The sequence below is a fragment of the Burkholderia sp. SJZ089 genome, assembly GCF_007828315.1.
Taxonomy (GTDB): Bacteria; Pseudomonadota; Gammaproteobacteria; order Burkholderiales; family Burkholderiaceae; genus Burkholderia; species Burkholderia gladioli.
This window is the reverse complement of record NZ_VIUM01000006.1, coordinates 25,907-47,594: the sequence shown is the minus strand read 5'-3', so window position 1 is coordinate 47,594 and position 21,688 is coordinate 25,907. Positions and strand designations below refer to the sequence as shown.

Annotated in this window: 22 protein-coding genes and 2 tRNA genes; 16 read left to right on the top strand and 8 right to left on the bottom strand. The window is 70.5% G+C overall.

Annotated elements, in window-relative coordinates; translation table 11 throughout:
• Positions 1–3 precede the first annotated feature (3 nt).
• Genes glp through FB600_RS12680 form a run of 3 tightly spaced genes read left to right on the top strand, consistent with a single transcriptional unit; the run spans position 4 to position 2,106 of the window.
• On the top strand, positions 4–1,302 hold the full coding sequence (gene glp / locus FB600_RS12690) for a gephyrin-like molybdotransferase Glp (RefSeq protein ID WP_096749505.1): 1,299 nt from the start codon (positions 4–6) through the stop codon (positions 1,300–1,302).
• Between the two features lie 37 nt (positions 1,303–1,339).
• Positions 1,340–1,615 (top strand): hypothetical protein, encoded by a 276-nt coding sequence (locus FB600_RS12685; protein ID WP_013697061.1) that lies wholly within the window; start codon positions 1,340–1,342, stop codon positions 1,613–1,615.
• Entirely contained in the window at positions 1,612–2,106 is a 495-nt protein-coding gene (locus tag FB600_RS12680; protein WP_036031788.1) for a GNAT family N-acetyltransferase, read from the top strand. The genes FB600_RS12685 and FB600_RS12680 overlap by 4 nt, the downstream gene beginning before the upstream one ends.
• Before the next feature lie 51 nt (positions 2,107–2,157).
• Here the strand turns inward: FB600_RS12680 and rmuC are convergent, their stop codons facing one another.
• The 5 genes from rmuC to pncB all read right to left on the bottom strand — a co-directional run bounded on the left by rmuC (position 2,158) and on the right by pncB (position 8,223).
• Positions 2,158–3,627 carry a DNA recombination protein RmuC gene (gene rmuC / locus FB600_RS12675; RefSeq protein ID WP_096749506.1) on the bottom strand — a complete coding sequence of 490 codons (1,470 nt, stop codon included), beginning with the start codon at positions 3,625–3,627 and terminating at the stop codon, positions 2,158–2,160.
• The gene (locus FB600_RS12670) at positions 3,624–4,613 is read right to left on the bottom strand and encodes a 2-hydroxyacid dehydrogenase (protein WP_036052328.1); all 990 of its coding nucleotides are present in this window, start codon (positions 4,611–4,613) and stop codon (positions 3,624–3,626) included. Before FB600_RS12670 ends, rmuC begins: the two co-directional genes overlap by 4 nt.
• A 68-nt stretch (positions 4,614–4,681) precedes the next feature.
• Positions 4,682–6,085 (bottom strand): sodium:proton antiporter, encoded by a 1,404-nt coding sequence (locus tag FB600_RS12665; RefSeq protein ID WP_145756955.1) that lies wholly within the window; start codon positions 6,083–6,085, stop codon positions 4,682–4,684.
• A 158-nt stretch (positions 6,086–6,243) separates the two neighbouring features.
• Positions 6,244–6,915 carry a lactate utilization protein C gene (locus FB600_RS12660; RefSeq protein WP_096749507.1) on the bottom strand — a complete coding sequence of 224 codons (672 nt, stop codon included), beginning with the start codon at positions 6,913–6,915 and terminating at the stop codon, positions 6,244–6,246.
• Between the two features lie 108 nt (positions 6,916–7,023).
• Entirely contained in the window at positions 7,024–8,223 is a 1,200-nt protein-coding gene (gene pncB / locus FB600_RS12655) for a nicotinate phosphoribosyltransferase (protein ID WP_096749508.1), read from the bottom strand.
• Positions 8,224–8,528: 305 nt separating this feature from the next.
• Between pncB and fdxA the strand changes: the two genes are divergently transcribed.
• The 8 genes from fdxA (at position 8,529) to FB600_RS12610 (ending at position 12,949) form a co-directional block, all read left to right on the top strand.
• Positions 8,529–8,852, top strand: coding sequence for a ferredoxin FdxA (gene fdxA / locus FB600_RS12645; protein ID WP_012734998.1), 324 nt, complete (start codon positions 8,529–8,531; stop codon positions 8,850–8,852).
• A gap of 110 nt (positions 8,853–8,962) precedes the next feature.
• Positions 8,963–9,038, top strand: a tRNA-Asn gene (locus FB600_RS12640).
• A 59-nt stretch (positions 9,039–9,097) separates the two neighbouring features.
• Positions 9,098–9,173 (top strand) — tRNA-Asn (locus tag FB600_RS12635).
• A 182-nt stretch (positions 9,174–9,355) separates the two neighbouring features.
• Complete coding sequence (locus FB600_RS12630; RefSeq protein WP_013697053.1) at positions 9,356–9,832, top strand: CreA family protein; 477 nt, start codon at positions 9,356–9,358, stop codon at positions 9,830–9,832.
• A 33-nt stretch (positions 9,833–9,865) separates the two neighbouring features.
• Positions 9,866–10,771, top strand: coding sequence for an AraC family transcriptional regulator (locus FB600_RS12625; protein ID WP_096749509.1), 906 nt, complete (start codon positions 9,866–9,868; stop codon positions 10,769–10,771).
• Between the two features lie 93 nt (positions 10,772–10,864).
• Positions 10,865–11,629 (top strand): AzlC family ABC transporter permease, encoded by a 765-nt coding sequence (locus tag FB600_RS12620; protein WP_098181222.1) that lies wholly within the window; start codon positions 10,865–10,867, stop codon positions 11,627–11,629.
• A gap of 23 nt (positions 11,630–11,652) precedes the next feature.
• The gene (locus FB600_RS12615) at positions 11,653–11,964 is read left to right on the top strand and encodes an AzlD domain-containing protein (protein WP_233630365.1); all 312 of its coding nucleotides are present in this window, start codon (positions 11,653–11,655) and stop codon (positions 11,962–11,964) included.
• A gap of 196 nt (positions 11,965–12,160) precedes the next feature.
• Positions 12,161–12,949, top strand: a complete 789-nt coding sequence (locus FB600_RS12610; protein WP_047838431.1) for a DUF4088 family protein — start codon at positions 12,161–12,163, stop codon at positions 12,947–12,949.
• A 100-nt stretch (positions 12,950–13,049) separates the two neighbouring features.
• On the opposite strand, the gene FB600_RS37185 is transcribed toward FB600_RS12610, so the two are convergent.
• Complete coding sequence (locus FB600_RS37185; RefSeq protein ID WP_146128089.1) at positions 13,050–13,493, bottom strand: hypothetical protein; 444 nt, start codon at positions 13,491–13,493, stop codon at positions 13,050–13,052.
• A 350-nt stretch (positions 13,494–13,843) separates the two neighbouring features.
• Between FB600_RS37185 and FB600_RS12595 the strand changes: the two genes are divergently transcribed.
• The 3 genes from FB600_RS12595 (at position 13,844) to fumC (ending at position 17,194) form a co-directional block, all read left to right on the top strand.
• Positions 13,844–14,062 carry an RNA-binding S4 domain-containing protein gene (locus FB600_RS12595; protein WP_013697047.1) on the top strand — a complete coding sequence of 73 codons (219 nt, stop codon included), beginning with the start codon at positions 13,844–13,846 and terminating at the stop codon, positions 14,060–14,062.
• 142 nt (positions 14,063–14,204) lie between these two features.
• On the top strand, positions 14,205–15,605 hold the full coding sequence (locus FB600_RS12590) for an MATE family efflux transporter (protein WP_036052349.1): 1,401 nt from the start codon (positions 14,205–14,207) through the stop codon (positions 15,603–15,605).
• A gap of 194 nt (positions 15,606–15,799) precedes the next feature.
• Positions 15,800–17,194, top strand: a complete 1,395-nt coding sequence (gene fumC / locus FB600_RS12585; protein WP_098154406.1) for a class II fumarate hydratase — start codon at positions 15,800–15,802, stop codon at positions 17,192–17,194.
• A 116-nt stretch (positions 17,195–17,310) separates the two neighbouring features.
• Here fumC and FB600_RS12580 read toward each other — a convergent pair whose 3' ends face one another.
• Together FB600_RS12580 and FB600_RS37180 are read right to left on the bottom strand one after the other, a co-directional pair.
• On the bottom strand, positions 17,311–17,820 hold the full coding sequence (locus FB600_RS12580; RefSeq protein ID WP_013697044.1) for an acyl-CoA thioesterase: 510 nt from the start codon (positions 17,818–17,820) through the stop codon (positions 17,311–17,313).
• Between the two features lie 85 nt (positions 17,821–17,905).
• The gene (locus FB600_RS37180) at positions 17,906–18,058 is read right to left on the bottom strand and encodes a hypothetical protein (RefSeq protein WP_164467517.1); all 153 of its coding nucleotides are present in this window, start codon (positions 18,056–18,058) and stop codon (positions 17,906–17,908) included.
• 164 nt (positions 18,059–18,222) lie between these two features.
• Here FB600_RS37180 and FB600_RS12575 point away from each other — a divergent pair, with 164 nt between their 5' ends.
• Positions 18,223–18,948: an ArsR/SmtB family transcription factor gene (locus FB600_RS12575; RefSeq protein ID WP_098154407.1), complete on the top strand. Its 726-nt coding sequence runs from the start codon at positions 18,223–18,225 to the stop codon at positions 18,946–18,948.
• Between the two features lie 162 nt (positions 18,949–19,110).
• Positions 19,111–21,654, top strand: coding sequence for a DUF6600 domain-containing protein (locus FB600_RS12570; protein ID WP_096749514.1), 2,544 nt, complete (start codon positions 19,111–19,113; stop codon positions 21,652–21,654).
• Positions 21,655–21,688: the final 34 nt, after the last annotated feature.

Below are 21,688 nucleotides of genomic sequence, written 5' to 3'. Positions count from 1 at the left end.
GCCATGACCACGCACTCGTCGCCAGCCCAAATCCATCCCGAAATCCTGTCCGTCGACGCCGCCCGCGCGCTCGCGCTGCGCGAACTCGTGCCGGTGACGGAAACGGAAACGGTCGCGCTCGGCGAGGCGCTCGGCCGCGTGCTGGCCGAGGCGGTCGCCTCGCCGCTCGACGTGCCGGCCTACGACAATTCGGCGATGGACGGTTATGCCTTCGACGGCGCCGCGCTGGCCGCCGCGAACGAGGGAGAACTGAGCCTGGCGGTGGCCGGCATCGCCCTGGCAGGTCATCCGCATCCGGGCGGCACGCCGGCCGGTGCCTGCGTGCGCATCATGACCGGTGCGCCGATGCCGCTCGGCTGCGACACGGTGATCCCGCAGGAACGCGTGAAGGTGATCCCGCGGGAACACACGAGCGACACGCTGGTGAAATTCGAGGCGCAAGCCGTCGCGCCAGGCGCCAATTGCCGCCGTGCCGGCGAGGATCTGGCGCGCGGCGCGACCGTGCTCGAGGCCGGCCGCGTCGTGCGGCCCGCCGATCTCGGCCTGCTGGCCTCGCTCGGCATCGGCCAGGTGACGGTGCGCCGCCGCTTGCGCGTGGCCTGCCTGTCGACCGGCGACGAACTGCGCGCGCCGGGCGAGCCGCTCGGCGCGGGCGGCCGCTACGACAGCAACCGCGCGACGCTGTTCGGCATGCTGGCGACGCTCGGCGTCGAGGCGATCGACGGCGGCATCGTGCGCGACGATCCGGCCGCGCTGGAAGCCGCGCTAAGCGAGGCGGCCGCGCGCGCCGACGTGGTGATCACCTCGGGCGGCGTCTCGGTCGGCGATGCCGACTTCACGCGCGCGCTGCTCGGCCGGCTCGGCCGCATCAGCTTCGCGAGCCTGGCGATGCGCCCGGGACGCCCGCTGGCCTGCGGGCACCTGGCGCCGGCCGCGCCGGGCACGCGCGCGGCGCTGTTCTTCGGCCTGCCCGGCAATCCGGTGGCGGTCGCGGCCACTTTCCAGGTGATCGTGCGCGACGCCTTGCTGACACTGATGGGCGCGCGCCCCGAACCGGCGCCGCGCTACCCGGCGCGCACCCTCGCGGCGATCGACACGCGCGCGGGCCGCACCGATTTCCTGCGCGGGATCGCCTCGCGCGACGCCGACGGCAACTGGCAGGTGAGCCCGGCGGACTCACAGAGCTCGGCATCGCTGAAGGGCCTCAGCGACGCGAACTGCTTCATCGTGATCGGCGCAGAGCTGGCCCGCGTCGAGGCCGGCGCGAGCGTGGAGATCCTCCCGTTCGCCGGCGCACTCTGAGATTCACCACTATCAGCACTTACGGGGCAACTCGATTATGAAAAAGCAAATTTCCTCGATCGCGGCAGGGCAGACGGCCAAGGCGCTGATCCTCGTCTACCTGACCTTCAGCGTGCCGATCGTGCTGCTGGGGATCGTGGTCGCCTTCGTGCGTTTCGGCTCGGTCGAGCTGAGCACCATCTTCAGCGCCCTGCTGCTGAACGCGATCCTCGGCTTCGTGCTGCTGTGGATCGCCTGCCACGCCTACAACTGGGTTGCCTCGCGCTTCGGCGGCATCGAGATCGTGCTGTCGGACGTGCAGGAGGAGGCATGAACTTCGAGATCCGCGACGCGCAGCCCGACGACGTCGCCGATCTCGTCGCGCTCACGCGCGAGCTGGCCCAGTTCGAATCGCTCACGCACCTGTTCGTCGCCACCGAGGCCGATCTCGCCGACGCGCTGTTCGGCCGGAACCCGGCGGCCGGCGCGCTGGTCGCGACGCTCGACAACGAGGTGGTGGGCTACGCGCTCTACTTCCAGAACTACTCGACCTTCGTCGGCAAGCGCGGCCTCTATCTGGAGGATCTCTACGTCAAGCCGGCCTGCCGCGGCACCGGCCTCGGCACGCGGCTGCTGCGCGCGGTGGCGGCGCTCGCGGTCGAGCGCAAGTGCGGCCGTTTCGAGTGGACCGTGCTCGACTGGAACCGCCAGGCGATCGATTTCTACGAACGGATGGGCGCCACCGTGCTGTCCGACTGGCGCGTGGTGCGCGTCACGGGCGAGGCGCTCGATGCGCTCGCCCAGCCGGCGCCCGGCGACGAATAAGCCGCGCCGGGTGCGCCGTCCCTGGGCGGGCGGCTTCCCGGCGACGACACCTCAGGCCTCGTCGGGATCGGCCTCGCCCGAGGCCGCGCCGAGCAGCCCCGCGGCCTGATCGCCGGGCAGCGCCTCGACATCCTTGAGCTTGCGATTCATCACCCGCGTGCGCTGCTCGGCCGATTCGATCGAGCGCGTGACGGTCTCCAGTTGCGCCTTGGTGCGTGCCAGCACCTCGCCGAACTTGCCGAACTCGGTCTTCACCGCGCCCAGCACCTGCCACACCTCGCTCGAACGCCGCTCGATGGCGAGCGTGCGGAAACCCATCTGCAGGCTGTTGAGCAGGGCCGTCAGCGTGGTCGGCCCCGCCACCGTGACGCGATAGTCGCGCTGCAGCTGGTCGGTCAGCCCGGGTCGCCGCAGGATCTCGGCATACAGGCCCTCGGTCGGCAGGAACAGCAAGGCGAAATCGGTGGTGTGCGGCGGCGACACGTATTTCTCCGCGATGCTCTTCGCCTCCGCGCGGATGCGCAGCTCCAGCGCGCGCGCCGCCTCCTCCACCGCCGCCACGTCGGCACGCTCCTGCGCATCGATCAGGCGCTCGTAGTCCTCGCGCGGGAATTTCGCGTCGACCGGCAGCCAGACCGGCTGCGCATCGTGCTCGCGGCCCGGCAGCCGGATCGCGAACTCGACGCGCTCGCTGCGCCGCGGCACCGTGGCGACGTTCTTCGCGTATTGATCCGGCGTCAGCATCTGTTCGAGCAGGGCCTCGAGCTGGACCTCGCCCCAGGTGCCGCGCGTCTTCACATTGGTCAGCACCTTCTTCAGGTCGCCCACGCCGGCGGCCAGCGTCTGCATCTCGCCGAGCCCGCGATGGACCTGCTCGAGCCGTTCGGAAACCAGCCGGAACGATTCGCCGAGCCGCTGCTCGAGCGTGGCATGCAGCTTCTCGTCGACGGTGCGGCGCATCTCCTCGAGCTTCACGGCATTGTTGGCCTCGATCTCCTTGAGGCGCTGCTCGAGCGTGGCGCGCACCTCGCCCAGCCGCCGGTCGTTGGCCTCGCTCAGTTGCGCGAGCTGCTGGTTCAGCAGCGTGCCGAAATGGCGAAGCGAGGTGCCCTGCTCGTCGCGCGCGAGCTGCGCCTGCTGTTGCAGGCCCTCGCGCACCGCCTCGAACTGCTGCGTGTTCGCGGCGACCAGCTTGGCGAGCTGCTGCGCGAAGCCGTCGATCTGCTGGTTCTGCACGGTGGCCACGCTCGTCATCTGCGCGGCCAGGGTCTGCTGCAACTGGGCGAAGCTGCCCGACAATTCGCCGCGCGAGGCCCGCGCGCCGTCGGCGAGCTCGCCGCGCAGCGCGCGCTCGAGCCGCTCCATCGCATGCGCCTGGGCATCCTGCACGTCGTCGAGCCGCTCGCCGAGCCAGCCCTCGCCCTCGGCGCCGCGGCCCGCGCCGCGCCAGATCACCAGCAGCGCGACCACCAGCGCCACCGCCAGTACCACCAGCGCGCCCAGCAGAAGCGGCATCGTCATGCGCGCGCCTTGCCGATCACGTCGGGGTTGATCGGATTGGGCGGACGTCCGGCGCGCGGCCCGACGCCGAGCGCCGCGATCAGGTTGTCGGCCGCGAGGTTCGCCATCGCGCGGCGGGTTGCCTCGGTGGCGCTGGCGATATGCGGCGTGAGCACCACGTTGGGCACCGCCAGCAGCGCCGGATGCACGCTCGGCTCGCCCTCGAACACGTCGAGGCCGGCCGCCGCGATACGCCGCTCGCGCAGCGCCTCGGCCAGCGCCGCATCGTCGACGATGCCGCCGCGCGCGATATTGGTCAGCGTCGCGCTCGGCTTCATCAGCGCGAGTTCGGCCGCGCCGATGGTGTGATGGTTGTCCTTCGTGTAGGGCAGCACCAGCACCACGTGATCGGCCTGCCGCAGCAGCGCCTCCTTGCCCAGGTACTCGGCGTTCAGCTCGGCCTCGATGTCGGGCGCGACGCGCGAGCGGTTGTGATAGACCACCCGCATGTTGAAGCCGCGCGCGCGCCGCGCCAGCGCCTGGCCGATGCGGCCCATGCCGATCACGCCGAGCGTGGCGCCGTGGATGTCGCCGCCGAGGAAGCTGTCGAACGACCATTTGCGCCACTGGCCGGCCCGCAGCCAGTGCTCGGATTCGGCGATGCGCCGCGCGGTCGCCATCATCAGCGCCCAGCCGAAATCGGCGGTGGTCTCGTTGAGCACGTCCGGCGTATTGGTGCCGAGCACGTTCGCCGCATTGAAGGCGGCCATATCGAAGTTGTTGTAGCCGACCGCCATGTTGGCCACCACCCGCAGCTTCGGCGCAGCCGCCAGCGTGGCCGCGCCGATCGGGTCGCCCGCGGTCAGCGCGCCGTCCTTGTCGGCCAGGCGCGCCGTCAGCGCCTCGGGCGCGAGCGCGTCGCCGTCGTTCCAGTCCACCTCGAAATGCTGTTCGAGCCGCTCGATCACGTCCGGAAAGATCGAACGCGCCACCAGGATTTTCTGCATTGCCTGCCTCCGTCAAGCGCGCGCGACCGGCGCGCTACCTGTATTGAAACCCTTCCCGACACCCTCGCTCAGCCGGCGAAGAACAGCCACGTCGCCAGCGCGAACACCGGCACCAGGATGCCGAACGACCAGCCCAGATAGGCGAAGAAGCTCGGCATGCGGATCCCGCGCGATTCGGCGATCGCCTTCACCATGAAGTTCGGCGCGTTGCCGATATAGCTGTTCGCGCCCATGAACACCGCGCCGGCCGAGATCGCCGCGAGCGCGGCCGCGCCGCTCGTCATCAGGGTCGGCGCGTCGCCGCCGGCGAGGTTGAAGAATACGAGGTAGGTCGGCGCGTTGTCGAGGAAGGACGACAGCAGCCCGGTGGCCCAGAACAGCATCGGCACCACCGGCTCGCCGTTGTCCGCCGTGACCAGGTGGACGATCGGCGCGAAAGCGCCGTCGGCACCCGCGCGCAGGATCACGATCACCGGCGCGATGGTCACGAAGATGCCGGCGAACAGCTTGGCGACCTCCTCGATCGGCGCCCAGTCGAAGGCATTGCCCTCGCGCGCCGAGCGCGGCGTGATCGCCAGCGAGAGCAGCGCGAGCGCGGCCAGGGCCAGGTCGCGCACGGCGTTCTGCAGGGCCACCTCGGTGCCGAACACGTCGAAGCGGATGCCGGGTTTCCAGATGCCGCTCATCAGCACCAGCGCGACGATCGCGCCGAGCAGCGCGAAGTTGCGCTTGCCGTCGATGCGAATCGGCTCGGCCGCGGCGGTCAGTGCCGGGTCGCGCGGCAGCGTGACGGCACCGCCGCCGTCGCGGCGAAAGCGCCAGGCGTCCAGCGCGTAGAACAGCGCCAGCAGCACGCCGCAGACGAACAGCGTGGGCAGCGCGAGATGCACCGTGGTCCAGAAAAAATCGACGCCGTTCAGGAAACCGAGAAACAGCGGCGGATCGCCGAGCGGCGAGAGCGCGCCGCCCGCGTTCGCGACCAGGAAGATGAAGAACACCACCACGTGCACCACGCGCGGCCGTGCCGCGTTGGCGCGCAGCAGCGGCCGGATCAGCAGCATCGCCGCGCCGGTGGTGCCCATCAGGCTCGCCAGCACGGTGCCCAGCGCGAGCAGCGCGGTGTTGCGCGCCGGCGAGGCGCGCAGCTCGCCATGCACGCAGATGCCGCCCGCCACGGTGTAGAGCGCGGCCAGCAGCACGATGAAGGGGATGTATTCCTCGAGCAGCGCATGGACCAGGGTGGCGCCGGCGGTGGCCGCGCCGAACACGGCCGCGAACGGCAGCAGGAACAGCAGCGCCCAGGCCGCCGCGATCTTGCCGTAGTGGTGATGCCAGAACGAGGCCGCCACCAGCGGGAACAGCGCGATCGACAGCAGCATTCCGGCGAACGGCAGGCCCCAGAGCGCGGACAAGGTGGCGCCGTCGAGCGTGGCCGCCGAGGCCGGCGCGGACGCCGCCGTCAGCAGCAGCATGAACAGCGCGAGCCACGGCGCGACGCGGCGCGGTGCGCCCCGGACGGCGAAGGAATCAGGTCGGTGGAAAGTCATCGGATCGGGAAGGCGCCCACTCGCTGCCGCCAGCGGCAGGTTCGAGGCACCGGGAAAGGAATGGGAAACGCGCGCGGCAAGCCTCATGCGCCGCGCACGATGATCGCGTGCACGCGATACGGGCCATGCGCGCCGAGGACGATGGTCTGCTCGATATCGCCGGTGCGCGACGGCCCCGACACGATATTGACCGCACGCGGCAGCTCGCCACGTTCGGCGCGGATCAGCGCGAAGGCATCCTCGTGACCGGCGACGATGCGCGAGGCCGGTACCACCACGAGATGGGTTTCCGGCAGCAGCGCCGCGGAGGCATAGGTATCCGGGCCCGACAGCAGCACCAGCGAGCCGGTCTCGGCGCTCGCGCAGAAGCAGCCGGTAATGCCGACCAGGTCGCCCTCGACGGGCTTGCGCAAGTCGACCTCGAGGCCGGCCGAGGCCCAGTCGATATCGGCCAGGGTGCGCCAGGCGATCGCCCGCGCGGCCAGCGAGCGCGCCTGCAGGTAGCGCGCCGCGGCGGCCGGTACCTCGGCGAGCGTGTCGACGGCCTCGACCGTGGTCGACATCCGCTCGGCTTCCTCGGTGAAGCGCGCGAGCAATCCGGCAGCATCGTCCGGCATCGGCGGGCGCGGGCCGGCCGGATGACGCGCGAGGTAGTCGGCGGCCTGCTCGCGCTCGAGCGCGTCGGGCTCGGCCGGGCGTCCCTGGGCGGCGCGGATGCGCGCGAAGATGTTGCGGCGGGCGGCCGACGTGTCCATGGGCGATCCTCGTGAGCGTGGCGGTGGCAAGGGCCAATTATAGCGGCGCCCTGTCGCGCCGAATCATGCCGGGCCGCCCGGCCCGGCATCGCCCGACCTGCCGCGCGCCTACTTGCCGGCCTCTTCCTCGGCCGGCTGGGCGATCCCGAACACCTGGCGCAGATAGGCCAGGTAGGCCTTGTCGTCGCACATGCTCTTGCCCGGCGAATCGGACAGCTTGGCGACCGGCTGGCCGTTGCAGCGGACCATCTTGATGACGATCTGCAGCGGCCGGTAGCCGAGGTCGTTGGTCAGGTTGGTGCCGACGCCGAAGGCGAGCCGGCAGCGATCGCGGAACCGCTCGTAGAGCTGCAGCACCTTCGGGATGTCGAGCGCGTCCGAGAACACCAGCACCTTGGTGCGCGGGTCGCAGCGGTTCGCCTCGTAGTGGCTCAGCATGCGCTCGCCCCATTCGAAGGGGTCGCCCGAATCGTGGCGCGCGCCGTCGAACAGCTTGCAGAAGTACATGTCGAAGTCGCGCAGGAAGGCGTCCATGCCGTAGACGTCAGACAGCGCGATGCCGAGGTCGCCGCGATATTCCTTGGCCCACATCTCCAGGCCGTAGATCTGCGAATCGCGCAGCCGCGGGCCGAGCGCCTGGCAGGCCTGCAGGTACTCGTGCGCCATGGTGCCGAGCGGCGTGATGCCGTGCTTCATCGCGTAATAGACGTTGCTGGTGCCGGCGAACTGTGCACCCAGCCCGTCGCGCAGCGTCAGCGCCACCTCCTCGTGCCAGACCTTCGAGAAGCGGCGGCGCGTGCCGTAGTCGGCGATCTTGCAGTCGGCGAACTCGGGCTTCGCGCCGAGCAGTTTCATCTTCTCGCGCAGCCGCTCGCGGCCCTCGCCGTAGTCGGGCTCGCTCTGCGTGTTGCGGAAATAGACCTCGTTGACGATCGCCAGCACCGGGATCTCGAACAGGATCGTATGCAGCCAGGGGCCGCGGATCGCGATGTCGATCTCGCCGTTGCCCTTGGGCGAGGGCGAGATCTCGATGTACTTCTCGTTGAGATGGAACAGCGCCAGGAATTCGACGAAGTCGCCCTTGATGAAGCGCATCTGGCGCAGGTAGTCGAGTTCGGCCTCGGTGAAGCGCAGATGGCACAGGCCACGCACCTCGTCGCGGATCTCGTCGATATAGGGAACCAGGTCGACGCCGGGAGTCCGGCAGCGGAACCGGTATTCCACGTTGGCGGCCGGGAAGTGATGCAGCACCACCTGCATCATCGTGAACTTGTACAGGTCGGTGTCGAGCAGCGAAGTAATGATCATGATTCGGTGCCGCCGGGGGCAGCTTCAGCAAAATCGCGGGATCGGACGAGACCGAGCCGGCTACCTGCGTCGGCGCGCCGCCCCGTCTGCCTGCCGCATGTTACCCGAATGCGGGACCGACCATGCTCGCCGCCGCCTGCCATCCCGGGCCTCGGGGACGTGTCGCGTCATCGACATAAACTAATCACGAAACAATATAAGACCGGCCGCGGGCTGCTGGATGCGGGTTTTCCTCATCAGTTACAATGCCGCATTTGGCGCAAAGCCTACCCCACACAGATAATCGCCAAGCAGGAGCGTTTTGAATGACTCACGTTGTGACCGAAGGCTGCATCAAGTGCAAGTACACCGATTGCGTCGATGTGTGCCCGGTGGATTGCTTCCGTGAAGGTCCCAATTTTCTCGCGATCGACCCGGACGAATGCATCGACTGCGCCGTGTGCGTGGCCGAGTGCCCGACCAATGCGATCTACGCCGAGGAAGACGTTCCCGGCGACCAGCAGCAATTCACGCCGCTCAATGCCGAGTTGGCCAAGCTGTGGCCGTCGATCACCAAGACCAAGCCCGCTCCCGGCGACGCCGACGAATGGAAGGACGTGCAGGACAAGCTGCACCTGCTCGAGCGCTGATCGCACCCGGCGGGCCCGCTGCTGCCGGCTCGCCGTTTCCGCAGAAAATTCGCGCAAAGGCTTGACACCCTCGTCATAGCCCCATAGAATCTCGTTTCTCTGCTGTTTGTTCCCCGATAGCTCAGTCGGTAGAGCGCCGGACTGTTAATCCGTAGGTCCCTGGTTCGAGCCCAGGTCGGGGAGCCAAGAATGCTGGCACGTCGTTCGAGGCGCGTCGGCAACGAACAAACGCAGTACCGATTTATTCCCCGATAGCTCAGTCGGTAGAGCGCCGGACTGTTAATCCGTAGGTCCCTGGTTCGAGCCCAGGTCGGGGAGCCAGACAGCGAAAGGCCCGTCATGCGACGGGCCTTTTTGCTTTTCGGCGCCGGCTCACTTCCCCCCTCGTCGCAACCTCACCCTCCCCGCGCGATTCAGCCCCCGGCGCCCGAATCGCGAGGCACGATTGGCCCATGCCGGCCGTGCTAGAGTCGTCTTCCTCGCTCCTGCCCTGGCCATCGCCCATGAATCGTCTCGCCCTTGCCGTCGCCGCCTGCCTGGCCGCACCGCTGCTTCCCGTGTCCGCGCACGCCGAGGAAGTCGCCAGCGTCAACACCAACTTCCGCCTGACCGGGTCCGATCGCGTGGTGGTCGAAGCCTACGATGACCCGCTGGTACAGGGCGTGACCTGCTATGTCTCGCGCGCCCGCACCGGCGGCATCAAGGGCAACCTGGGCCTGGCCGAGGATCCGACCGAGGCCTCGATCGCCTGCCGACAGGTGGGCACGATCAGCTTCACGCAGCCGCTCAAGCAGCAGACCGACGTGTTCAGCGAGCGCCTGTCCTTCGTGTTCAAGACCCTGCACGTGGTGCGGGTGGTCGACAAGAAGCGCAATACCCTGGTCTACCTGACCTACAGCGACCGGATCGCCACCGGCAGCGCGAAGAACAGCGTCACGGCCGTGCCGGTGCCCGCAGGCACGCCGATCCCGCTCAAGTAAGGCCGCGCGCCCGATCCTCACGCCCGCCTCGCGATGCGCTCCGCCCGCCTCCCCGACGCCGCCCGCTACTGGCGCACGCCCCTGCTGCCGGATGCCGATCTCGTCACGGCCAGCTACCGCGAGCACCGCTTCGCGCCGCACTGGCACGAGGCCTACACCGTGCCGGTGATCGAGAGCGGCGCCGAGCGTTATGCCTATCGCGGCGGCCGGCGCCTGGCCGATACCGGCAGCGTGCCGATCATCAATCCCGGCGAGGTGCACACCGGCTCGCGCGCGACCGAGGACGGCTGGCGCTATCGCGTCTCCTACGTGCCGGTCGCGTTCCTGCACGCGCTGGCCGACGAGATCGCCGGCTCGCCGCAGCCCGAGCCCTGGTTTCCCGACGACGCGATCCACGACGCCGACTGCGCGCGGCGCCTGGTGATCGCGCACCGGCTGCTCGAGGCCGGCGGCGTCGCCGTCGAAGCTCACGACCATGACGGCGAACCGGCCATCACCGCGCCGCCGCTCGCGCTCGGCGGCGCCGATCCGCTGGCCGCCGAAACGGCCCTGCTCGACGCGCTCTCGACCCTGCTGGTACGCCATGCGCTGAGCCGGCCCCGCGCCGGTGCGCCGGCCGCGGACGAACCGCGCGTGGCACGCATGCGCGAGCGGCTCGCCGCCGACCTGCTGGGCCCAGCCACGCTCGCCGAGGTGGCGCAGGCAGCCGGCCTGTCGCCGTTCCACGCGGCGCGCCTGTTCACGCGCTGCACCGGCATGGCGCCGCATGCCTGGCGCAACCAGCTACGGTTGCAGCGCGCACTCGCGCCGCTGCGCGCGGGTGTGGCCGTCGCGCAGGTCGCGGCCGCCAGCGGCTTCGTCGACCAGAGCCATTTCACGCGCCACTTCAAGCGGATGTTCGGCGTGCCGCCGGGCCGCTGGCAGGGCGAGCGCAGCTAGCCGGGGCCGGGGCTCCGCCCTTTCGTCGCGCAAGAACGTACAAGACCCGCCTGCGGCGCCCCGTTATGCTCGGCGCTCCAGGAGGATTTCCCGTTGAACCCGTCCCATCCCAGCCCGCTCGATTCCCCCGCCACGCGGCGCCCGCTGCGCGAATTCGCCGATGGCGCGCGCGACACCTTTCCGATGATGGTCGGCGCCGCGCCCTTCGGCGTGATCTTCGGCACGCTCGTGACGGCCGGGCCGCTGGCCTGGTGGCATGGCGAGCTGATGTCGCTGGTGGTGTTCGCCGGCTCCGCGCAGTTCATCGCGGCCGGCTTGCTGGCGGGCGGCGCCGGCGCGCTGGTGGTGATCGCCACCACCCTGGTGGTGAACCTGCGCCACCTGCTCTATTCGGCCACGCTCGCGCCCTATGTCGCCCATCTGCCGCTACGCTGGCGCGCCACGCTCGGCGCGCTGATGACCGACGAGGTGTTCGCGGTGGCCTACGCGCGCTACCGCCACACGCGCCCCGGCGAACTCGGCCCGCATTACTTCTTCGGCTCGGGCCTGGCGATGTACCTGAACTGGCAGGCCTGGACCCTGGTCGGATTGCTGTTCGGCGCGGCCTTCCCGGGCCTGCAGGCGCTCGGGCTCGATTTCGCGATGGCCGCGACCTTCATCGCGATCGTGGTGCCGCAGTTGGCCGCCTTGCGCTACCTGGCCGCAGCCGTCACCGCCGGCGTGGTGGCCCAGCTCTGCCATGCGCTGCCCTACAAGCTCGGCCTGCTGGCCGCCGTGGTGGCCGGCGTGGCGGTGGGCGTCGCGCTCTCGCTGCACGACCACGGACGTGCGCGTCGCCGCGTGGAGGCCGCCTCGTGAACTACCTGCTGATCCTGCTCGGCATGGCCGCCGTCACCTACGCGATCCGCACCACGCTGTTCCTGTTCGGCGAACGGCTGGTGTTTCCGCCGCTGGTGCGCACCGCGCTCGGCTTCGTGCCGGTCACGGTGCTGACCGCGATCGTGGTGCCGATGACCGTCGCGCCGCACGGCGGCGGCCTGGAACTCTCGCTGCGCAATCCGCAGCTGGTCGGCGGCGTCGCCGCCGTGATCGTCTCGGCCGCCACGCGCCGGCCCTTGCTGACGATCGCGGTCGGGCTCGCGGTGTTCTTCGCCTGGCAGGGGCTGGTGATCCCCCGCTGGCTGCCGGCCTGAGCGTGCCGCGCCGTCGCCTGCCCCGCCAGCTGGCGCGGCCTCAAGTTTCCCCGCCCGCTGCCGATATAGGAGGAAAACCCTCCTGGCGCCGATCGCGACGCAGCCGGGGCAGCCGCACGCGCGAACGCCCCGCCGGCACGAACGGCGCATGCCGGCGCCCACTCGGCGCCGGCAGCCACCGCGTACCGAGAGATTCATGGGCCACATCACGCTGTCGATCAAGGACGACACCATTGCGTCGCTACGCAAGGACTTCGACGCGTTCGTGCGTGTCTCGCTGAAACTCGATCCGCAGTTCGCGACCCCGTCCTTCGAGGACTTCCTGCGCGCCAAGCTGCTCGACAACATGGTGCCGCTGACCGAGCACGCCGTGCAGCGCATGCTGCAGGGCGGCCAGTACGCCTGGGCCAAGCGCACGCTGGACAAGGAATTCCCGAACGTCGTCGAGATCCTGATGCGCCAGGCCGAAACCTTCGGCTTCGGCTTCGCCTCGCGCAGCGAATGGACCCCCGAAGAACTGGCCAAGGCCTGCCACGACTGGGCCGCCGCGATCGTCTCGGAGGCCCAGGGCGACGCCGCCCTGGTCGACCCGCTCGCAGGCCAGATCAAGTCGGCGGTGCACGACATCCAGACCCTCGAGGAGCGCATGCAGACGCCCGCCTGGCGGCTCGCGGAATCGCTGCGCCAGCGCGTCTACGAGGCCAAGCTGGCCTGCGAGACGAGCGTGGGCAGCACCGCGCGCGAGAAGCTCGGCGAGCTGCGCGGCCTGCTGCGGCTCGGGCTCGCGCATGGATCGTTCCAGAAGCAGGAAGCCCAGCAGATCATGGAATACCTGCGGCTGCTCAAGCCGGAGATCTTCGTCGAGGAGCCCTACGACGTGTTCTCGCGGCTGGCCGCCTGGCTGCGCGGCATCTTCATGGTGGCCACACCGCCGAAGGCGCCGGCCACGCAGAATCCGCCGCGCCAGCCGCAGCAGCGGCCATAGACGAGAGCGGGCGCGCGGCGCCCGTAGCCACGACAACGGGCCGGAACCCGTTCCAGACGGCTCCCGGCCCGCGCCGCGCAAGCGGCCTCATCGGCCGGACTTACTGCCCGCCCGAGCCCGGGCTGCCGTTGCCGGCCGGCGACATGCCGTTGGTATTGCCGTTCACGGCGTCGCCCGCCTTCGAATTGGCACCGTGCGCGGAACTGTTGGCGCGCGTCTTCGAGTGCGACTTCGTCGAGTGATGCATGCCGGTGCTGCCCTTGCCGCTCATGCCGCTCATGCCGTTGGTCGAGCCGTTACCCGGCGCGGTCGGCGCCGCGTCGGTACCGCCCGTCTGGCCGCCGGAATTGGCGCCTTGCGAGCCGCCACCCATTCCACCACCGCCCGCCGCACCGCCGCCGGCACCACCAGCGGCCGCGCCACCGCCGCCCCCCGCTCCGCCGGCCGCGCCACCGCCGCCGGCCTGGGCCATCGCGGAAGTCGCCGCGAACACGGTGGTCGTCACCAGTGCGGCACCCATCAGCATCTTGCGAATCCTGGACATGAGATTTCTCCTCGGGGAAAGTGTTCGACGCGGCTTCGAACCCGGCCGCGCCGCCTTGCCGCGACATGCGGCAGGCTTCAGGAAAGACCGGCCCTCACGACAGCCGGTTCGCCGCGAGCCCCGACTGTTACCCACCGTTTCATTTGCTTGCGGCTCGTCCACATCTGCTTACAGTGGCGGGCGCGAAAGCGGAAACGGCAGGTCGCGCCGGGGTTTGCGCGATCCGTATGACGCAGCGAACGTGCCCGTCGCGCGCGCACCGCCGCGCAAGGCGCTCGCCGCCGCCGGCGCGCTGGCTTATGATGCGAGCCTTGCTTTTTTACATGGGCGCGTCATCGGCGCCCCGAACGATGCCCAACCTCGATTTCACCCTGACCGGCGATTACGTCGAACTGCACAACCTGCTCAAGATCACCGGCGTGGCCGACAGCGGCGGCTCCGCCAAGGTGCTGGTCGCCTCGGGCGCGGTGCGCGTGGACGGCGCCGTCGAGCTGCGCAAGACCTGCAAGATCCGCGCGGGCCAGGTGGTGCTGTTCCAGGACACGCGCATCGCCGTGCACGGCGCCTAGGCCCCGCGCGCGAAGCCACGCCGCCGCCAAGCCCCCACGCGCGACGCGCCCTCTGGCGCCGATTCGACAGTCGCGCAGGAAAAACGTAAGCTGCTCGCTTCACTACAACAACAGAGCGCGGGCACGTACCCGCGGTCCGCCCATGTCGCTTCCCGGCTTCTCGCGCGCGGCCAGCGCGCCGCCCTCCTTCTCTCGCCACGCCGCCGACACCGCCCGTCTCGCCGCGCCGCTCGCGATCGCGCAGCTCTCGCAGATGGCGATGAGCGTCACCGACACGGTGCTGCTCGGCTCGCTCGGCCCCGACTCGCTCGCCGCCGGCGGGCTCGGCGCGACGCTGTTCTTCGTGGTGGTCACGGTGCTGCAGGGCGTGCTGACCTCGGTGAGCGTCAGCGTCGCGCATGCGCGCGGCGCGCAGGCCGACGAGCGCATCCCGCACATCTACTGGACCGGCGTCGCGCTGGCCCTGCTGCTGGCGCTGCCGGCGATCCTGGTGCTGCTGTTCGTCGAGCCGCTGCTGCTGATGTTCCACGAACCCGCCGAACTGGCCCGCCATATCGGCGAATACTGCCGGGTGCTGTGCCTGGCCGCGCCGGGCAGCCTGATCGGGGTGGGCCTGATGCGCTCCTTCCTGCCGGCGATCGGCGCCGCGCGCCGGCTGCTGTGGGTCTCGATCGCGGGCGTGGGCGTCAACGCGGTGCTCAACTACGGGCTGATCCACGGCGCCTTCGGCCTGCCGCGGCTCGGTTTCCTCGGCTCGGCGGTGGCCACCACCATCACCATCTGGCTCACCGCGATCGCGCTGGTGCTGCTGCTGCACGGCCGCCCGGCGTTCCGTCACTTCGTGGCCGCCTCGCGGCCCAAGCTGCCGATGATGGGCGAGCTGGTCGGCATCGGCTGGCCGGTCGCCATCACCTACGGGGTCGAATCGACGCTGTTCCTGGCCACCGGCCTGACCATCGGCGTGCTCGGCGAATCCTCGCTGGCGGCGCACCAGATCGCGCTGAACGTGGCCTCGGTCGCCTTCATGGTGCCGCTGGCGATCGGCCAGGCCGCCAACGTGCGGGTCGGCTACTGGATGGGCGCCGGCCAGCCGCTGGCGGCGCGTCACGCGGGGTTCGCCGCGATCGGGCTGGGCGTGGCCTTCATGTCGCTGTCGGGGCTGCTGCTGATCGTTGCGCCGCATGCGATCGTCGGCCTCTACCTGCACCTGGACGACCCGAAGAACGCCGGCACCATCGCGCTGGCCACCAGCCTGCTCGGCATCGCGGCGATCTTCCAGATCGTCGACGGCATGCAGACGGTGGGCTCGGGCTGCCTGCGCGGCCTGAAGGACACGCGCGTGCCGATGATCGTCGCCACGCTCGGCTACTGGGGCGTCGGCTTCCCGGTCGGCTACTGGTTCGCGTTCCACGTCGGGCTGGGCGCGCGCGGGCTCTGGTGGGGGCTCGCCGCGGGCCTGGCCAGCGTGGCCGTGCTGATGACCTGGCGTTTCCACAAGAAGACCCGGGCCGTGATCGACGCGCATCACCGCACCGCCCGCTGAGGCGAACCACCGGCGGGCGCGCCCGGCATTGCCCTGCCTTCTTCCCGCCGCGCCGCCAGCCGACGTAAAATCGCGCGCGGCGCTATGCTTGTCGCCTCTGGACGCCGTCGACAGAACGGCGCCCGTCCCTACCTACGCTTTCGTGCCGCGCCCGATGCGCGCGGCGTGGCTGTTTTCTTGTGACGGAGTCAAAGATGAGCGAAGCAGTACGGATGGAACGCGACACCTTCGGTGAGATCGCGGTGCCGGACGCCCGCCTGTGGGGCGCGCAGACGCAGCGATCGCTGCAGAACTTCAAGATCTCGACGGAAAAGCAGTCGCCCGAGCTGATCCACGCGCTCGCGCTGATCAAGCGCGCGGCCGCCACGGTCAACCGCGAGCTCGGCGTACTGGCCGAGGACAAGGCCAACGCGATCGTCGCGGCCGCCGACGAGATCATCGCCGGGCGCCATCCCGAGGAGTTCCCGCTGGCGGTCTGGCAGACGGGTTCGGGCACGCAGACCAACATGAACCTCAACGAGGTGATCGCGAACCGCGCCAGCGAGCTGCTCGGCGGCGTGCGCGGCGAGTCGCGCAAGGTCCACCCGAACGACGACGTGAACCGCGGCCAATCCTCGAACGACGTGTTCCCGACCGCGATGCACATCGCTGCCGCGTTCGCCATCCATACCCAGTTGCTGCCCGCGCTGAAGCGCCTGCGCAGCACGCTCGACGAGAAGTCGAAGGCCTTCGCCGGGATCGTCAAGATCGGCCGCACCCACCTGCAGGACGCCACGCCGCTCACGCTCGGCCAGGAGTTCTCGGGCTACGTGGCCCAGCTCGACCAGGGCATCCGCCATCTCGAATCGACCCTGCCGCACCTGTACGAGCTGGCGCAGGGCGGCACCGCGGTGGGCACCGGCCTGAACGCGCATCCGAAGTTCGCGGTGGCGGTGGCCGACGAGATCGGCCGGCTCACCAAGCTGCCCTTCGTGAGCGCGCCCAACAAGTTCGAGGTGATGGCCGCGGCCGACGCGCTGGTGTTCGCGCACGGCGGGCTGAAGACGGTCGCCGCCAGCCTGATGAAGATCGCCAACGACGTGCGCTGGCTGGCCAGCGGCCCGCGCTGCGGCCTGGGCGAGCTGTCGATCCCCGAGAACGAGCCGGGCAGCTCGATCATGCCGGGCAAGGTCAACCCGACGCAGTCGGAAGCCGTCACGATGCTGTGCTGCCAGGTGTTCGGCAACGACGTGGCCGTCAACTTCGGCGGCGCGAGCGGCAACTTCGAGCTGAACGTGTTCCGCCCGATGATCGCGCACAACGTGCTGCAGTCGGTGCGCCTGCTGGCCGACGGCGCGCTGAGCTTCAACGATCACTGCGCGGTCGGCATCGAGCCGAATCATTCGCGCATCGACACGCTGCTCAACGAATCGCTGATGCTGGTGACGGCGCTCAATCCGCATATCGGCTACGACAAGGCCGCGCAGATCGCCAAGAAGGCGCACAAGGAAGGCACCACGCTGAAGGCCTCGGCGCTCGCGCTGGGCTACGTCACCGACGCGCAGTTCGACGAATGGGTGAAGCCCGCCGAGATGATCGGCAAGCAATAAGCGCATGGGCCGGCGCCGCCGGCCCTCGATGCCAACGACAAGGCCGGCAGGACGTCTCTCGCGTCCTGCCGGCCTCGTTCATCATGGCTGGCGCCGGCAGGCAGCCGGCGCGCGGCTCAGACCACGCCCTTGGCCACCTCTTCCGGCTTCAGCTCGACGATCTTGTCGAGCGCCTCGCGCACGTCCAGCGCGTATTGCTGCAGGCGCTTGTCCTCGTCCGTGACGGGCACCAGCGGCGGCACCGGCAGCGGGTTGCCGTTCTCGTCGACGGCCACGAACACCACCATGCAGTCGGTGGTCTGGCGCAGCACGCCGCCCTTCGGGTCGCCCGCGTGCACGGTCACGTGGATGTGCATGCTGGTGCGGCCGGTGGCCACCACCCGCGCCTTCAGCTCGACCAGGTTGCCGACCAGGATCGGCCGCTTGAAGCGGATATTGCCGACGCTGACGGTCACGCAGTAGCGGCTCGACCAGATCGCCGCGCAGGCGTAGGCGGTCTCGTCGATCCATTTCATCAGCGCACCGCCGTGGACCTTGCCGCCAAAATTCACCGAGGTCGGCTCGGCGAGGAAACGGAACACGGTCTCGGTGCGATCGAGGGGCGCGGTGGGCGTGGGGTTCGACATCTTGGCTCCGTTTCGGGCGGTATCGTGTGGGTGAGGCCGATTATACGGTTCGCCATCGCGATCCTGCGTCGCTGCCGCCCCGGGCTCAGTTATGGACCGTGATGCCCTGGTCGAGCGTGCCGTACATCTCGATGCTGCCCTGGCCGCCGCCGGCCGATCCCGCGCTGCCGTTCGCGCAGCCGGCGCACAGGCAGGCCGCCGCGAACACGGCCAGCAGCAGTTTGCTCAATTCCCGCATGATCGCCCGTCCTCGAAATCCGATCCGCGCATTCTACGCGGCGCGGCACCGGGCACGCGGCCGCGCGATCGACAGCCCCGCATTCGATACTTCGCGCTGCCCTGAACCATCGAATGCAGGCGGCGCCTACACTAGCCTGACCCGTTTCCCACCGAGGCCCGACCATGATCGCCACCGACCCGCACTTTCCCGGCTTGAGCCGGCTCGGCGCCCTGCTCGCCGATCCGGGCCGCGCGGCCATGCTGTGGGCGCTGATGGACGGCAGCGCGCGCCCGGCCGGCGAGCTGACGCTGCTGGCCGGGCTCTCGCCCTCGGCCGGCAGCGCACACCTGGCGCGCCTGACCGACGGCGGCCTGCTCTCGCTCGAGGTGCGCGGGCGGCATCGCTATTACCGGATCGCCTCGCCCGAGGTGGCCGCCTCGATCGAGACGCTCGCCAACCTCGCGCAGGCCACCGCGCCGCTGCGGCCGGTGCCGGCCGTGGCGCGCACCGTGCCGCTCGAGATGCGCCATGCGCGCACCTGCTACGACCACATGGCGGGCGAGCTGGCGGTGCTCGTCTACGACCGCATGCGCGAGCGCGGCTGGCTGGCCGCCGCCGATGGCGAGGCCGACGGCCCGCACGACCTGGTGGTCACGCCGCTGGGCGCCGACGAGCTGGCGAACCGCTGGCGGATCGACATCGGCGCCCAGCGGCGGCGCCGCCGCCGCTTCGCCTGCACCTGCCTGGACTGGAGCGAGCGGCGCGCCCACCTGGCCGGCGCGCTCGGCGCCGCGCTGCTCGATGCCTGGCTCGCGCAGCGCTGGATCGAGCCGGCCGGCAAGCCGCGCGTGCTGCGCATCACGCCCGACGGGCAGCGCCGCTTCGAGGCCTTGCTTACCGGCGCTTGACGCCTCGATTGCAAATGCTTGACGAAAACGGGGACAGCGACATGCTTTGTTACAGCCGCGCATGAGCCCATTACAAAAGCGTCGGCCCGGAAACACGGCGCGCGGGTAGAGTGAATTCAAACGGCGCTGGCATGCGCCGCGCCATCGAATCACGAGTTCGCCATGACCCCGCTTCGCGTTCCGTTGTCCCTCACCGCGCTGGCCGCTTCGGCCTTGCTGGCGCTCGCCACGCTGGCCCCGGCCGCGTCGTTCGCGCAGACCGAACCGGCGCCGCCGCCCGACGTCACGCCCTCCGCGCCCACCACGCAGCAGGCCGGCGGCGATCCGCCCTCGCGCGTGGCGCGGCTCGACTACCTGTCGGGACCGGTGACCACCGAGCCGGCCGGCGCGAGCGACTGGTCCTACGCGGCCGTCAACCGGCCGCTGACCAGCGGCGACCAACTCTGGAACGACCAGGGCGCGCGCTCGGAACTCCACATCGGCTCGACGGCGGTGCGGCTCGACCAGTCCACCGCGCTGGCGATCCTCGCGCTCGACGACCGCAACACGCAGTTGAAGGTAGGCCTGGGCAGCCTGTCCACCCATGTGCGCGCGCTGCCGGCGGGCAGCACCTACGAGATCGACACGCCCAACCTCGCGCTGGCCGTCGACGGTGCCGGCGACTATCGCGTCGACGTGGCCCCGGACGGCACCTCGACCACCGTCACGGTGCGACGCGGCAGCGCCACCGCCTTCGGCGACAACGGCCAGATCCCGATCGCGGCGGGCCAGCAGCTCAGCTTCACGGGCACCAACCTGCAGCTGAGCGCCAACAACGCCGCGCCGGGCCCCGATCCGTTCGACCAGTGGAGCGCCTCGCGCGACGCGGCCGAGGACCGCTCCATCTCGGCGCGCTACGTGTCGCGCGAGATTCCCGGCTACCAGGACCTCGATGCGAACGGCAGCTGGCGCGATTCGCCCGACTACGGGGCGATCTGGATCCCGAACGACGTGCCGGCCGGCTGGGCGCCCTATCACACCGGCCACTGGATCTGGCAGGCGCCCTGGGGCTGGACCTGGGTCGACGACGCGCCCTGGGGCTTCGCGCCGTATCACTACGGCCGCTGGGCCTATGTCGACGACAGCTGGGCCTGGGTGCCCGGCCCGATCGTGCCGGCCGAGCCACCCTGCTACGCGCCGGCGCTGGTGGCCTTCGTCGGCGGCGGGGGCGGCGGCTTCGACTGGAGCGTCGGGCTGGCCGTGGGCGGCGCGGTGGCCGCCGGCGTGGCCTGGTTCCCGCTCGCTCCGCACGAGGCCTGGCATCCCGGCTGGGGCGGCTGGAGCCCGCGCTATTACGATCGCGTGAATCGCACGGTGATTGTCAACAACACCCGCATCACGAACATCACCAATATCCACAACACCTACGTCAACTACCACGTGCGCAACGCGGTGACGGCGGTGCCGGCACAGGCCTTCGTGCATGGCCAGCCGGTCGCGCGCTTCGCGCAGCACGTCGATCCGCGGCAATGGCACGACGCGCGGATCGGCGCGGGCGCGCCCGGCATCGCACCGGTCCGCCAGAGCTTCTCGGGCGGCCTGCGCAACGCCAGCTATCGGCCGCCACAGCCGGCGCTCTCCCACCCGATCGTCGCCACCCGCAACCCGGCGGTGCCGGCCGCGTTCCACGACCGGCAGGCGCAGCAGTTCGCGCAGCACGGCGGCCGGGTGCCCGGCGCAGGCGCGCCGGTGGTGCGCAGCGCGACTCCGCCGAACTATGCGCCACGGCCGACCCATCTGGCCGGCACCAGCCCGGGCGCGCCGAACCAGTGGGCGATGCGCAACGTGCAGCTCGTTAATCCGCGCGGACCGGTATTGCAGCCGGGCCGGCCGGTGCCCGCCGTGAGCGCCACCGCCGGCGGCCAGCGGATGCCGCGTGAAGAGCCCGGCCGGATGCAGCAGGAGCCCGGCCAGCGTGCGGTGCCGGGTGCGCCGGGCGCAGCGGCATTCGCCGCGCATCCGGGCATGGCCGTGCCGGGCAACCGGGCGGCGGGCGCCGTGGCACCGGGCAATGGCGTGCCGCGGCCACCCGCCGAAATCGGCCGGGAAGGCGTGTCCGGGGGACGTCCCGGCGCGGGCGCGCAGCCGGCCTGGACGCAGCCGCACGCGCCGATCGAACCGCAGCGCGCGGCCGGCCAGTTCCGGCTAAACGAAGCACCTGGAGCGCGAGAGAATGCGCAGCAACATGCCGCGACACCAGGCGCGCCCGCCATCTTCGGCGGCGGACGCGCGGCCGCTCAGCAGGCAGAGCCCTCACGTGCGCCGGGCTTCGTTCCGCAGCCGCATGCGCAGCCCGAGCCACCGCGAGTGGAAGGAGCACGCGCCGAACCGGCCCAGCCGCGCGTCGAACCTCGTGCCGAACCGCGCGTGCCGACGCCCCAGCCGGCGTTCGCCCGACCGCCCGAGCGCCAGCCAGCACCGCAGGTCGAGCGGCCGCAACCGCACTTCGAAGCCCCGCAAGCCCCGCGTATCGAGGCACCTCGCATCGAACGGCCCCAGCCGCATTTCGAACCGCAGCAGCAACCGCATTTCGAGCGACCCGCCGCACCGCCACCGGCACCGCATTTCGAGCGCCCGGCGGCACCGCCACCGCACGTCGAGGCGCCGCACCAGGCACCGGTGCAGCACGCGTCGCCAGCACCGGGGCGACAGGAGCCGCGTCATTGACCGCCACGCGTCTCGCTCATGCACCGACGGATAC

What these genes read in the sequence shown, in the direction of transcription:
- glp (WP_096749505.1), top strand. Translation starts at nt 4, where the DNA reads ATGACCACGCACTCGTCGCCAGCCCAAATCCATCCCGAAATCCTGTCC.
- FB600_RS12685 (WP_013697061.1), top strand. Translation starts at nt 1,340, where the DNA reads ATGAAAAAGCAAATTTCCTCGATCGCGGCAGGGCAGACGGCCAAGGCG.
- FB600_RS12680 (WP_036031788.1), top strand. Translation starts at nt 1,612, where the DNA reads ATGAACTTCGAGATCCGCGACGCGCAGCCCGACGACGTCGCCGATCTC.
- rmuC (WP_096749506.1), bottom strand. Translation starts at nt 3,627, where the DNA reads ATGACGATGCCGCTTCTGCTGGGCGCGCTGGTGGTACTGGCGGTGGCG.
- FB600_RS12670 (WP_036052328.1), bottom strand. Translation starts at nt 4,613, where the DNA reads ATGCAGAAAATCCTGGTGGCGCGTTCGATCTTTCCGGACGTGATCGAG.
- FB600_RS12665 (WP_145756955.1), bottom strand. Translation starts at nt 6,085, where the DNA reads ATGCTGCTGCTGACGGCGGCGTCCGCGCCGGCCTCGGCGGCCACGCTC.
- FB600_RS12660 (WP_096749507.1), bottom strand. Translation starts at nt 6,915, where the DNA reads ATGGACACGTCGGCCGCCCGCCGCAACATCTTCGCGCGCATCCGCGCC.
- pncB (WP_096749508.1), bottom strand. Translation starts at nt 8,223, where the DNA reads ATGATCATTACTTCGCTGCTCGACACCGACCTGTACAAGTTCACGATG.
- fdxA (WP_012734998.1), top strand. Translation starts at nt 8,529, where the DNA reads ATGACTCACGTTGTGACCGAAGGCTGCATCAAGTGCAAGTACACCGAT.
- FB600_RS12630 (WP_013697053.1), top strand. Translation starts at nt 9,356, where the DNA reads ATGAATCGTCTCGCCCTTGCCGTCGCCGCCTGCCTGGCCGCACCGCTG.
- FB600_RS12625 (WP_096749509.1), top strand. Translation starts at nt 9,866, where the DNA reads ATGCGCTCCGCCCGCCTCCCCGACGCCGCCCGCTACTGGCGCACGCCC.
- FB600_RS12615 (WP_233630365.1), top strand. Translation starts at nt 11,653, where the DNA reads ATGGCCGCCGTCACCTACGCGATCCGCACCACGCTGTTCCTGTTCGGC.
- FB600_RS12610 (WP_047838431.1), top strand. Translation starts at nt 12,161, where the DNA reads ATGGGCCACATCACGCTGTCGATCAAGGACGACACCATTGCGTCGCTA.
- FB600_RS37185 (WP_146128089.1), bottom strand. Translation starts at nt 13,493, where the DNA reads ATGTCCAGGATTCGCAAGATGCTGATGGGTGCCGCACTGGTGACGACC.
- FB600_RS12595 (WP_013697047.1), top strand. Translation starts at nt 13,844, where the DNA reads ATGCCCAACCTCGATTTCACCCTGACCGGCGATTACGTCGAACTGCAC.
- FB600_RS12590 (WP_036052349.1), top strand. Translation starts at nt 14,205, where the DNA reads ATGTCGCTTCCCGGCTTCTCGCGCGCGGCCAGCGCGCCGCCCTCCTTC.
- fumC (WP_098154406.1), top strand. Translation starts at nt 15,800, where the DNA reads ATGAGCGAAGCAGTACGGATGGAACGCGACACCTTCGGTGAGATCGCG.
- FB600_RS12580 (WP_013697044.1), bottom strand. Translation starts at nt 17,820, where the DNA reads ATGTCGAACCCCACGCCCACCGCGCCCCTCGATCGCACCGAGACCGTG.
- FB600_RS37180 (WP_164467517.1), bottom strand. Translation starts at nt 18,058, where the DNA reads ATGCGGGAATTGAGCAAACTGCTGCTGGCCGTGTTCGCGGCGGCCTGC.
- FB600_RS12575 (WP_098154407.1), top strand. Translation starts at nt 18,223, where the DNA reads ATGATCGCCACCGACCCGCACTTTCCCGGCTTGAGCCGGCTCGGCGCC.
- FB600_RS12570 (WP_096749514.1), top strand. Translation starts at nt 19,111, where the DNA reads ATGACCCCGCTTCGCGTTCCGTTGTCCCTCACCGCGCTGGCCGCTTCG.